Below are 12,501 nucleotides of genomic sequence, written 5' to 3'. Positions count from 1 at the left end.
TATCAAGGGCCTAACAACCCAATCGCTACTACAGATTGAATCAAGCAATTCGTGTGGATACTTATGAAGACGATGATGTCTTCGATTAAGGAGGTGATCCAGCCGCAGGTTCCCCTACGGCTACCTTGTTACGACTTCACCCCAGTCATGAATCACACCGTGGTAACCGTCCTCCCGAAGGTTAGACTAGCTACTTCTGGTGCAACCCACTCCCATGGTGTGACGGGCGGTGTGTACAAGGCCCGGGAACGTATTCACCGCGGCATTCTGATCCACGATTACTAGCGATTCCGACTTCACGCAGTCGAGTTGCAGACTGCGATCCGGACTACGATTGGTTTTATGGGATTAGCTCCGTCTCGCGACTTGGCAGCCCGTTGTACCAACCATTGTAGCACGTGTGTAGCCCTGGCCGTAAGGGCCATGATGACTTGACGTCATCCCCACCTTCCTCCGGTTTGTCACCGGCAGTCTCCTTAGAGTGCCCACCATTACGTGCTGGTAAATAAGGACAAGGGTTGCGCTCGTTACGGGACTTAACCCAACATCTCACGACACGAGCTGACGACAGCCATGCAGCACCTGTGTCTGAGTTCCCGAAGGCACCAATCCATCTCTGGAAAGTTCTCAGCATGTCAAGGCCAGGTAAGGTTCTTCGCGTTGCTTCGAATTAAACCACATGCTCCACCGCTTGTGCGGGCCCCCGTCAATTCATTTGAGTTTTAACCTTGCGGCCGTACTCCCCAGGCGGTCAACTTAATGCGTTAGCTGCGTTACTAAGTCCTCAAGGAACCCAACAACTAGTTGACATCGTTTACGGCGTGGACTACCAGGGTATCTAATCCTGTTTGCTCCCCACGCTTTCGCACCTCAGTGTCAGTATCAGTCCAGGTGGTCGCCTTCGCCACTGATGTTCCTTCCTATATCTACGCATTTCACCGCTACACAGGAAATTCCACCACCCTCTACCGTACTCTAGCCCACCAGTTTTAGAAGCAATTCCCAGGTTGAGCCCGGGGCTTTCACTCCTAACTTAATGAACCACCTACGCGCGCTTTACGCCCAGTAATTCCGATTAACGCTCGCACCCTTCGTATTACCGCGGCTGCTGGCACGAAGTTAGCCGGTGCTTATTCTGTTGGTAACGTCAAAACAGTCAAGTATTCGTTAACTGCTCTTCCTCCCAACTTAAAGTGCTTTACAATCCGAAGACCTTCTTCACACACGCGGCATGGCTGGATCAGGGTTGCCCCCATTGTCCAATATTCCCCACTGCTGCCTCCCGTAGGAGTCTGGACCGTGTCTCAGTTCCAGTGTGACTGATCATCCTCTCAGACCAGTTACGGATCGCAGTCTTGGTGAGCCATTACCTCACCAACTAACTAATCCGACCTAGGCTCATCTAATAGCGCAAGGCCCGAAGGTCCCCTGCTTTCTCCCGTAGGACGTATGCGGTATTAGCTTACCTTTCGGCAAGTTATCCCCCACTACTAGGCAGATTCCTAGGCATTACTCACCCGTCCGCCGCTCGTCAGCAGAATAGTAAACTACTCTCTGTTACCGCTCGACTTGCATGTGTTAAGCCTGCCGCCAGCGTTCAATCTGAGCCATGATCAAACTCTTCAGTTATATACTGATCGGGTTTTGAGAAAACCCTAAACTTGGCTCAGCAATCGCAAATATCTTTTATTAATAAATTAAAAAAGACAAAAATAATTCTACAAATTTTCATTCGCCGAATAACTTGTGTTGCTGATAATCTTGCTGACTATCAATCATCTCACACAAGCACCCACACGAATTGCTTGATTCAAATTGTTAAAGAACGTTTCGCTGAGTGTCTCAGCGAGGAGGCGTATTCTACATCCTCCCAAGTAACTGTCAAGCCTAATTTTTAATTTATTTCCTTAAAAATCAACTTGTTACGTTAAGCCATGTTGCTGTATTTGCCTAACGAGGTGCGCATTCTACACGCTTTAAAAAAGCTGTAAAGAGCTAAAGTGAAAATAGATCAACTTTCTTCAAATGCATTAATATTGCGAACCACAGCGTATCGGTTTGCTTTCAATAATCCGCTGCCCAGTACTGTTATACAACCATGCTCTAACCGTCCAGCCCTTAGCCAGCGCTCGAATACTGTAGCGCTGGCCAGCTTGGAAGTCAGCATAGGCAACATCTACTCGACAACGGCGCTGACCATCACCGCTACGGCTACCATCCTGATCATAGGTTAAGCGCACCTGAAGCTGATGCGTCCCAGGACTGATTTGAAAGTAACGGGCATCATCAACCTTTACGCCGTCCATACGCTGTGCTGATAACTGATGACCGGCCTGTGCCTGCACATCAACCCATGCCATATTTGCAGCATGCTCAGGTATTGGTGCTGCACATGCGCTACAACCTATTAAAAGTACAGCACTACCAATGATTCTCGATAACATAGCAATCACCTTCATCAACACTTTAACCAAAGAACCAATAGCAGACACTGATCGCAGCAATCACACCAGCCAACTCTGCCAACAGTGCACAACCCACAGCATGGCGTGCACGATGTATGCCTACCGCGCCAAAATACACCGCCAACACATAAAAAGTGGTTTCAGTACTGCCTTGAATGGTTGCTGCAACTAATGCTGGAAAACTATCCACTCCCTGACTTTGCATGGTTTCGATTAACATCGCCCGTGCTGCACTGCCTGAAAAAGGCTTAACCATAGCTGTAGGTAATGCATCAACGAAACGTGAGTCCCATTGCAGCCAATCTACTAGCCAACGAATACCGTCTAAGCCAAAGTCCAATGCACCCGAAGCGCGTAGAATGCCTATTGCGCACAACATAGCAATCAAATAAGGCAGCAAATCTTTCGCCACCTCAAAACCTTCTTTTGCCCCCTCAACAAAGGTTTCGTATACCGGCACTTTACGAATCATACCCAATACGAGAAAACACATAATGATGCCAAAGAGCGTTAAGTTACCGAGTAATGACGACAAACTTGCTAATGCCGTCGCACTTAAACTACCCAACAGGGCCATAAATAAGCCCAGCAGCAAAGCACAAGGCAATAAATAAGCTAAAACCACTGGATGCCAAATGCGTAGGCGTTGCATAAAGGCGACAGATAACAAACCCACCAAACTCGAAGCACTCGTAGCTAATAAAATCGGCAAAAAAACCAACGTTGGATCAGCAGCACCTTGTTGCGCACGATACATAAAAATGGTTACGGGTAATAAAGTTAGCGAAGACGCATTTAAGACTAAGAATAGAATCTGTGCATTACTGGCCGTCGTGCTAGAGGGGTTGATCTCTTGTAAAGAGCGCATGGCCTTTAAGCCAATCGGTGTTGCCGCATTATCTAAGCCCAAGCCATTGGCAGCAAAATTTAAAGTAATTAAGCCCAGTGCTGGATGCCCGCGTGGCACCTCTGGCATTAATTTGGCAAATAGCGGGCCGAGCAATCGCGCTAATAGATCGACTAAACCTGCTTTTTCAGCAATTTTTAGAAAGCCAAGCCATAACGTCAGCGTGCCGAATAACAACAGCATGACATCAACTGATAGCTTAGCCATGCTAAACAGGCTTTCCACCATGGCCGCCCAAACACCTGGGTCACCACCAAACCAACGTACAAGCCCTGCAACACTGGCAACAATAAAAAAACTTAGCCATAAGCCATTTAACATGCAGCGCGCTCCTAAGTTTAGCGGCCCATTTGTCTTGTTAGCGCAAGGAGCATTGCTGCTGTTTGCGCATCCGGTTCACCATCATATAAATCTGGGCGATATTTCATTTGAAATGCAGCTACAACATTACGCGTTGCCTCATCCAGTTCGCCATGCATAGGCACCGCATAGCCTACCTTGCCTAACTGTTCTTGGAACCAGACAATCGAAGGCAACTGCTCAGTGAATACGTTTAAGTGACTAGCAACCGCCTGCGGCTCTGGCCACAGAATCAAGCCTTCTTGCGCCAAACGCTGCCATGGGAAAGCAGGACCGGGGTCAACTTTGCGCTGTGGTGCAATATCACTGTGACCGACAACACTCTCAGCCCCTAAACCATGACGCTGCATAATATCTTTCAAGAGACGCACCAGCGCATCAATTTGCTGCTCACTCCATGGCTGCCAAATCCGCCCTGTAGCCGTATCGGTATACCCCTGGTTGACCATTTCAATACCAATTGAGCTGGCATTTAACCAAGTTCGTCCATTCCACTGGCTGTCGCCCGCATGCCAAGCACGGCGACTTTCATCAATTAAACGATAAATGGTCGCCGGCTGCTCTGCAATAAGGTAATGACTACTGACGTTTTTTCCAGTTAATAAATGCAAGGAACGCGGCAGATCGCTGGAGGTATAGTGCAATACAATAAACTGCACTCGGCTGTCATGGCCTACCGACTGATAACTGTCATCAAATTTGAGTCCGCTACATCCTGACAAAAACAAAACAACAGATAACAACACTGATAATTTCATATTCAACCTATTTTTAGCTATCTTAATGATCGTTAAACCTGTGTTGACTTTTAACCCATACAGCTTTATTAAATTGACAGCGACTACGTCCTTGACGCGCACCTTCTGCTACTAAACAGGTGGTGCCCTTCACTGTTTGCAAAAACGTACAGTGCTGCTAGATCATCTAGGTCAATGATGCCTCACACCATTGAAGCACGTCTTGGCTGACCTGCACTCAAATAACCACGCAACTATTTGATCTCACATCAGTCATACTGCTACGGCTCACATGAAGGATTGTATTATGCGTTACAACACAGACAGCCATACGCCTATCATAGGTTATTTGCTCTGGATCTTTGGCTTCTTGGGTTCACATCGCTTTTACTACGGCAAACCAGTGACTGGCACCATTTGGTTTTTCACCTTGGGTTTATTAGGTATTGGCTGGATTATTGATTTATTTTTAATACCTAGCATGGATCGACAAGCAAGTCTTCGCTTCCACAGTGGCCGTGTTGATTACAATATTGCGTGGATACTGCTGACCTTTTTAGGTGTATTTGGTGTGCACCGCATGTACCAAGGTAAGTGGATTACTGGGATTTTGTATCTTTGCACGGGAGGTTTTTTCCTGCTCGGCGTGCTCTATGATTTCTGGACAATGAATCAACAAATATCCATAAGAAATCAAATTTTCAACTCATCATTACTTTAACCCGCTGTAGGTACAATGCATCTGCTCAGATGCATAGAGCGCTGAGCAGATTAAAGTCACAATAGATTAATTTATAGCTTTTTGGGACGAGCCCAGTTTTCTAAGATACGCTGCCGCCCACGTCCAACCGCCAAAGCTTGTGCCGGAACATCTGTGGTTATTGTTGAGCCAGCACCCGTGGTTGCACCATCACCTAAGCTCAACGGAGCGACCAATGAACTATTGGAACCGATAAATACATCATCACCCATCACGGTTTTAAATTTATTCGCACCATCATAATTACAAGTAATAGTGCCAGCACCAATATTAGTACGTGCGCCGATATCACTGTCGCCTAAATAAGTCAGATGTCCAGCTTTCGCTGCTTCGCCTAGACGTGTATTTTTTAGTTCGACAAAGTTACCTACATGGGCACGAGCAGCAAGGACAGTACCTGGGCGTAAACGTGCAAATGGACCGCAATCTGCACCTTCACCGACATCTGCACCCTCAAGATGGCTGTTGGCTTTAATCACCGCTCCGGCCCGTAAAATCGAATCTTTGATCACACAGTTCGGGCCAATCGAAACATTATCAGCAATCTCTACTCGACCTTCTAAGATTACGTTAACATCAATCAGAACGTCACGACCAACACTGACTTCGCCGCGCACATCGAAACGTGCTGGATCTAGCAAAGTAACGCCTTGCGCCATTAAACGACGCGCTGCACGCTGTTGATAATGGCGCTCAAGTTCTGAGAGTTGCTGGCGATCATTGGCACCTTGCACGTCCATCGCATCAGTCGCAGTTTCAGTTGCTACACACAATCCATCGGCAACCGCCATGGCAATAATATCGGTTAAATAGTACTCACCTTGTGCATTACTATTAGAAAGCCGACCTAACCAGTCAATTAGCTGCTCGCGCGGAGCGGCAAGAATTCCAGTGTTACCCTCACAAATTTTAAGTTGATCAGGCGTGGCATCCTTATGTTCAACAATAGCTTGAACCACACCAGTAGAGTTACGCACAATGCGTCCATAACCGGCTGGATTAACTAGGTTAACTGTCAGTAGTGTCATACTGTCAGCAGTTAAATGCTTTAGCATACTTTCTAATGTAGCACTCTCTATCAGAGGCACATCACCATACAAAACGAGCGTATTTTGTGCTTTTAAATGCGGTATGGCTTGAGCAACGGCGTGACCTGTTCCAAGTTGCTCTTTTTGCACAACAAAACTCACATCATCTGCCGCTAATTGTTCGCGTACCAAGTCAGCGCCATGACCAACGACCACTTGAATACTACTGGGCTTTAAGCTGCGAGCCGTTTGCAATACATGCGCTAACATTGGTTGCCCAGCAATTGGGTGTAGCACTTTGGGTAAGGCTGAACGCATGCGCGTACCTTGACCAGCGGCGAGAATAACGATATCCAACGACATGCTATAAATCCTATATAAAATAGATACTGTGCTTATGTTGTCAAAAATAAGCATAAAAAAAGGGTAACCTTAGGCTACCCTTTTTTACTATTGCGATGAAGCACGATTCGTTTATCAGCGGATATTTTTACGCAGTTCAGAAATCGTTCGCAATTGCGCTGCAGCTTCTGCTAAGCGTACTGCTGTAGCCGCATAATCAAAATCAGCACTCTGCTCTTGAATAGCTTGCTCTGCAGCTTTTTTCGCTTCAAGCACAGCAACTTCGTCAAGATCGGCTGCACGGATAGCCGTATCAGCAAGAACTTTAACCATTGTCGGCTGTACTTCGATAAAACCGCCAGAGATGTAATACACCTCCTCTATACCACCTTCTTTAATCACACGGACAGGGCCCGGTTTGATTGTAGAAATAAGCGGTGTGTGGCCAGGCAAAATACCCAAATCACCCATGTGTCCATGAGCAATGACCATTTCGACTCGACCAGAGAACAACTCTTCTTCTGCGCTAACAATGTCACATTGGACTGTTGTGGCCATATAAATCGCCTCAGTTTTTAGGCAGAGCGGATGTCAATACACCCGCCGCCATATTGCTCACCATTAAGGTTCACAAATTACATTTTGCTCGCTTTTTCAATGGCTTCTTCGATGGTGCCAACCATGTAGAACGCCTGTTCTGGTAGGTCATCATAGTCGCCATCTAAGATACCTTGGAAACCACGGATGGTATCTTTCAGCGATACGTATTTACCCGGTGCACCTGTGAAAACCTCAGCAACGAAGAACGGCTGAGACAGGAAACGTTGGATTTTACGCGCACGAGTTACTAACTGCTTATCTTCTTCAGACAGCTCGTCCATACCTAGAATCGCAATGATATCTTTCAGCTCAGTGTAACGTTGCAATACATACTGAACGCCACGGGCGCAGTCATAATGCTCTTGACCAATAACTGATGCATCAAGCTGACGCGAGCTTGAATCCAGCGGGTCAATTGCAGGATAAATACCCAAAGATGCAATGTCACGTGACAGTACAACAGTAGCATCCAAGTGCGCAAACGTAGTCGCTGGAGATGGGTCAGTTAAGTCATCCGCAGGTACGTAAACAGCTTGAATAGAAGTAATGGAACCTGACTTAGTCGAGGTAATACGCTCTTGCAGAACACCCATTTCTTCAGCCAGTGTTGGCTGATAACCTACCGCTGAAGGCATACGGCCTAACAGTGCAGATACTTCTGTACCGGCGAGGGTGTAACGATAAATGTTGTCAATAAACAACAGTACGTCACGACCTTCGTCACGGAATTTTTCAGCCATGGTCAAACCGGTCAGAGCAACACGTAAACGGTTACCTGGCGGCTCGTTCATTTGGCCGTAAACCAGAGCTACTTTGTCGAGAACGTTAGAGTCTTTCATCTCGTGATAGAAGTCGTTACCTTCACGAGTACGCTCACCTACACCAGCAAATACTGAGTAACCGCTATGCTCAATCGCAATGTTACGGATCAGTTCCATCATGTTTACGGTTTTACCAACACCGGCACCACCAAACAGACCAACTTTACCGCCTTTAGAGAACGGACAAACAAGGTCAATAACCTTAATGCCAGTTTCTAAAATTTCATTACCGCCCGCTTGTTCTGCATACGAAGGTGCAGCGCGGTGAATACCCCAACGCTCTTCTTCACCAATTGGACCGGCTTCGTCGATTGGGTTACCCAATACATCCATAATGCGACCTAGGGTTTTAACGCCCACAGGTACGGTAATTGGACCGCCTGTATTCACCACATCTAGGCCACGTTTTAGACCTTCGGTCGAGCCCATGGCAATAGTACGTACAACACCGTCACCCAACTGCTGTTGAACTTCTAATGTTGTTTGCGCACCCTGTACTTGCAGTGCGTCATAAATGTTCGGTACCTGCTCGCGTGGGAATTCCACGTCGATAACGGCGCCGATGATTTGAACGATACGTCCGCTACTCATATCTGGTTCCTCTGAATATTTGAACCGTTCTTAAACCGCGGCAGCGCCGCCGACGATTTCTGAAATTTCTTGAGTGATTGCTGCTTGACGAGCCTTATTGTAAACCAATTGCAGGTTATCAATAATATCGCCAGCATTATCTGTCGCATTTTTCATCGCAATCATTCGAGCTGCTTGTTCGCATGCTGTATTCTCAACAACTGCTTGGTAGACCTGAGATTCGATATAACGAACAATCAGTGAATCCAACAACTGCTTGGCACCGGGCTCATAAATATAATCCCAAGAACCGACACTACCCTTATCCAATCCTTCGCCATCAACCGCCAGTGGCACTAACTGCTCTACTGATGGTTTCTGGGTCATCGTATTTACAAATTTATTGGATACTAAGTACAAACGATCGAGACGACCTTCTGTGAAGGCATCCAGCATAATTTTAATGCTGCCAATTAAGTCAGCAATCGCTGGTTGCTCACCGAGATCGGTGATTGCTGCAACGATCTTGCAACCTTGGCCCTTAAAAAAACTCACACCTTTTTTGCCGATCACGCAGAATTCTACTTCAACGTTATTGGGGTGAGATTCTTGCATGTTTTTAAACAGGGCCTTGAACAGGTTAAAGTTCAGACCGCCGCACAGACCACGGTCAGTCGAGACGAGGATGTAACCTACGCGCTTGACTGGACGTTCGACCATGAATGCATGCTTATACTCAACATCGGCCTCAGCTAAGTGGCCAATGACCTGACGAATTCGCTCTGCATAAGGACGACCAGTAATCATGCGCTGTTGTGCTCTGCGCATTTTACTGACCGCAACCTTTTCCATGGCACTGGTGATCTTTTGTGTACTTTTGATGCTCGCAATTTTAGTGCGAATCTCTTTTGCGCCTGCCATTTGACACCCTTCAGGTTAAGCAAGCGAGGGGTTTAACGCCCCCGCTGCGGCTTACCAACTCTGAGTGGCCTTAAACTTCTCGACACCTTCTTTAATAGAAGCATCGATATCGTTATTAAAGTCACCCTTCTCATTGATTTTCGCCATTAAGTCAGCGTAGTCACGTTTGAAGAAGGCTAACAAGGCTGCCTCAAAAGCACCCACTTTATTAACTTCTACATCAGCCAAGTAGCCACGTTCAGCAGCGTACAGCGACACAGACATATCGGCGATAGACATTGGTGCATACTGCTTTTGCTTCATCAGCTCAGTAACACGCTCACCGTGCTCAAGCTGCTTACGCGTTGCTTCATCTAAGTCAGAAGCAAACTGAGCAAAGGCCGCGAGTTCGCGGTACTGAGCCAGCGCGGTACGAATACCACCAGATAGCTTCTTAATAATCTTAGTTTGAGCAGCACCACCAACACGCGATACCGAGATTCCTGCGTTTACAGCTGGACGGATACCTGAGTTAAACATCGATGACTCAAGGAATATCTGACCATCAGTAATAGAAATTACGTTGGTTGGTACGAACGCTGATACGTCACCGGCTTGGGTTTCAATGATTGGCAACGCAGTTAAAGAACCGGTTCGACCTTTCACTTCACCTTTAGTGAATTCTTCAACGTACTCTTCGGATACACGTGATGCTCGCTCCAACAAACGACTGTGGAGATAGAACACGTCACCTGGATAGGCTTCACGACCTGGTGGACGACGTAACAACAGGGAGATTTGACGGTAAGCAACCGCTTGCTTAGATAGGTCATCGTAAACGATTAACGCATCTTCACCACGGTCACGGAAGTACTCACCCATAGTGCAACCCGCGTAGGGTGCCAAGTATTGTAGCGCTGCAGATTCAGATGCGCTGGCAGCAACAATAATTGTGTTGCGCAGTGCATCCATTTCTTCAAGCTTACGTACCACGTTAGCAATTGTTGATTGCTTTTGACCAATGGCGACGTAAACGCACTTAATACCGCTGTCTTTTTGGTTAATGATGGCATCAATAGCCAGAGCAGTTTTACCAATCTGACGGTCACCAATGATCAACTCACGCTGACCACGGCCAACTGGAATCATCGCATCGACCGATTTATAACCTGTTTGCACAGGCTCATCGACCGATTTACGCCAAATCACGCCGGGTGCAACTTTCTCAATTGCATCGGTTAATTTAGCGTTGACAGGACCTTTACCATCAATAGGATTACCTAGCGCATCAACAACGCGGCCTAAAAGTTCTGGACCAACCGGAACTTCAAGGATACGTCCTGTGCACTTGGCGCTCATGCCTTCGGTCAAACCGAAGAAGCTACCCAAAATTACCGCACCAACGGAGTCACGCTCCAAGTTGAGTGCCATACCAAAAATTCCACCTGGGAATTCAATCATTTCACCGTACATTACATCGGCTAAGCCGTGGATACGTACGATACCGTCAGACAAGCTGACGATTGTGCCTTCATTACGGGCTTGCGCAGATACATCAAGCTGAGCGATACGCTGCTTGATGATCTCGCTAATCTCGGAAGGATTCAGTTGCTGCATGCCATGCCCCTCAAATCAGGATTTCAACGCTTCGGCTAACTTATTCAGTTTGCCGCGGATCGAGCCGTCAATAACTAAGTCACCAGCACGAATATGCAAACCGCCAATTAAAGCGGAGTTTACAATCGCTTTGGGTTTAACGGTACGATCAAGCCGCTTAGATAAGGCGGCAGCCAGTGTTTGGAGTTGTTCTGCGCTAAGTTCAAAAGCAGACTCTACTTCAACTTCTAATGTGCGGTTTTTTTCTGCTTTATATTCAGAAAACTGCTCACTAATAGCTGGAAGTAAACCTAGACGGTTATTTTCCCCTAACTGATGGAGAAAGTTTGCAAACTCGTCATCTGTATTGTCTTTACACAGCTGTAACAGAAACTCTACCTTACCTTCTTTGCTAAGCTCAGGCTTACCTAATTGCTTAACAACTTCAGCCTGCTCAACTGCAGTTGCTGAAAAAGACAACATAGTACTCCATGCATCTTCTTTGCTTGCAGTGGCTGCATATTCGAAAGCAGCTTTTGCGTAAGGTCGTGCAAACGTATTCGTATTTGACATAGTTTGCCTCGCTTAGAGTTCTGCGGCCAATTGCTCGACCAGCTGGTTATGTGCCTTAGCATCCACAGTTGCACCGAGGATTTTTTCTGCACCTGTAATTGCAAGCACTGAAACCTGTTGACGAAGCTCTTCTTTAACACGACTCACTTCGATATCAATTTCAGCTTTTGCGCCTGCAATCAAACGCTCACCTTCAGTACGCGCCTGCTGCTTAGCTTCTTCAATAATTTCGTTAGCAGTTTTATTTGCCTTATCAATTATCTCAGCAGCTGTTTGCTTAGTTTCACGCAACATACCTGTTGCTTTTTCTTGTGCTAACTTAAGGTCGCGCTCGGCACGGCCGGCTGCGTCTAAACCTTCTGCTATTTTTTTTTGGCGTTCATCCATAGCGTTTGTAATGGGTGGCCATACAAACTTCATGCAAAACCAAGCAAAAATAGCGAAGGCGATCAACTGACCAACGAGTGTCAGATTAATAGCCATTAATGTACCTCATGCCATTTCATTGTTTATTTGATAAAAACTTCGCGCAGCAAAACATTTCACTGCGCGATGAAATCGCTAGATTAGCCTGCCATTCCTGGCGCAACAACGAAGATCAAGTACATTGCCATACCAACACCAATCATTGGCACGGCGTCAAGTAGACCAGCCATGATGAAGGTTTTGGTTTGCAACTGTGGAGCCAGCTCTGGCTGACGCGCTGTTGTTTCCAGTAATTTGCCGCCTAGCAAAGCAAAGCCAATACCAGTAGCCAAGGCGGCCATACAAATGATGAGCGCTGCCGATAAAATTACGAGTTCCATAGTTACTCCTAGAGTTTTTAAGTTAAGTTACAGCTT

12 protein-coding genes and 1 rRNA gene are annotated in these 12,501 nt (G+C 46.7%); 1 reads left to right on the top strand and 12 read right to left on the bottom strand.

The annotated features are described in order from the left end of the window. Nucleotides 1-86: 86 nt before the first annotated feature. The 4 genes from FXF61_RS13540 to FXF61_RS13525 form a co-directional block, all read right to left on the bottom strand. Nucleotides 87-1,629, bottom strand: a 16S ribosomal RNA gene (locus FXF61_RS13540). 401 nt (nt 1,630-2,030) lie between these two features. After that, complete coding sequence (locus tag FXF61_RS13535; protein WP_151185754.1) at nt 2,031-2,444, bottom strand: hypothetical protein; 414 nt, start codon at nt 2,442-2,444, stop codon at nt 2,031-2,033. Nucleotides 2,445-2,466: 22 nt separating this feature from the next. Then, nucleotides 2,467-3,693 (bottom strand): nucleoside recognition domain-containing protein, encoded by a 1,227-nt coding sequence (locus FXF61_RS13530; protein WP_151185753.1) that lies wholly within the window; start codon nt 3,691-3,693, stop codon nt 2,467-2,469. A 17-nt stretch (nt 3,694-3,710) separates the two neighbouring features. Beyond that, nucleotides 3,711-4,490: an N-acetylmuramoyl-L-alanine amidase gene (locus FXF61_RS13525; protein ID WP_151185752.1), complete on the bottom strand. Its 780-nt coding sequence runs from the start codon at nt 4,488-4,490 to the stop codon at nt 3,711-3,713. A 286-nt stretch (nt 4,491-4,776) separates the two neighbouring features. On the opposite strand from FXF61_RS13525, the gene FXF61_RS13520 reads away from it, so the two are divergent. Next, on the top strand, nt 4,777-5,190 hold the full coding sequence (locus FXF61_RS13520; protein WP_151185751.1) for a TM2 domain-containing protein: 414 nt from the start codon (nt 4,777-4,779) through the stop codon (nt 5,188-5,190). 71 nt (nt 5,191-5,261) lie between these two features. Here the strand turns inward: FXF61_RS13520 and glmU are convergent, their stop codons facing one another. The 8 genes from glmU to atpE form a co-directional block, all read right to left on the bottom strand. Next, the gene (gene glmU, locus FXF61_RS13515) at nt 5,262-6,620 is read right to left on the bottom strand and encodes a bifunctional UDP-N-acetylglucosamine diphosphorylase/glucosamine-1-phosphate N-acetyltransferase GlmU (protein WP_151185750.1); all 1,359 of its coding nucleotides are present in this window, start codon (nt 6,618-6,620) and stop codon (nt 5,262-5,264) included. 114 nt (nt 6,621-6,734) lie between these two features. Next, nucleotides 6,735-7,157: a F0F1 ATP synthase subunit epsilon gene (locus tag FXF61_RS13510; RefSeq protein ID WP_151185749.1), complete on the bottom strand. Its 423-nt coding sequence runs from the start codon at nt 7,155-7,157 to the stop codon at nt 6,735-6,737. A 77-nt stretch (nt 7,158-7,234) separates the two neighbouring features. Next, nucleotides 7,235-8,611 (bottom strand): F0F1 ATP synthase subunit beta, encoded by a 1,377-nt coding sequence (gene atpD / locus FXF61_RS13505; protein WP_151185748.1) that lies wholly within the window; start codon nt 8,609-8,611, stop codon nt 7,235-7,237. Between the two features lie 30 nt (nt 8,612-8,641). Further along, on the bottom strand, nt 8,642-9,511 hold the full coding sequence (atpG, locus tag FXF61_RS13500; RefSeq protein ID WP_151185747.1) for a F0F1 ATP synthase subunit gamma: 870 nt from the start codon (nt 9,509-9,511) through the stop codon (nt 8,642-8,644). 51 nt (nt 9,512-9,562) lie between these two features. Further along, nucleotides 9,563-11,107, bottom strand: coding sequence for a F0F1 ATP synthase subunit alpha (gene atpA, locus FXF61_RS13495; RefSeq protein ID WP_151185746.1), 1,545 nt, complete (start codon nt 11,105-11,107; stop codon nt 9,563-9,565). A 15-nt stretch (nt 11,108-11,122) separates the two neighbouring features. Then, nucleotides 11,123-11,659, bottom strand: a complete 537-nt coding sequence (locus tag FXF61_RS13490; RefSeq protein WP_151185745.1) for a F0F1 ATP synthase subunit delta — start codon at nt 11,657-11,659, stop codon at nt 11,123-11,125. Nucleotides 11,660-11,671: 12 nt separating this feature from the next. Further along, nucleotides 11,672-12,142 carry a F0F1 ATP synthase subunit B gene (locus tag FXF61_RS13485; RefSeq protein ID WP_151185744.1) on the bottom strand — a complete coding sequence of 157 codons (471 nt, stop codon included), beginning with the start codon at nt 12,140-12,142 and terminating at the stop codon, nt 11,672-11,674. A gap of 83 nt (nt 12,143-12,225) precedes the next feature. Further along, complete coding sequence (gene atpE / locus FXF61_RS13480; protein WP_151185743.1) at nt 12,226-12,465, bottom strand: F0F1 ATP synthase subunit C; 240 nt, start codon at nt 12,463-12,465, stop codon at nt 12,226-12,228. Nucleotides 12,466-12,501: the final 36 nt, after the last annotated feature.

Source organism: Pseudomonas sp. C27(2019), assembly GCF_008807395.1.
GTDB lineage: Bacteria > Pseudomonadota > Gammaproteobacteria > Pseudomonadales > Pseudomonadaceae > Denitrificimonas.
The sequence above is the reverse complement of the archived record's forward strand: the minus strand, read 5'-3'. Positions and strand labels throughout refer to the sequence as shown.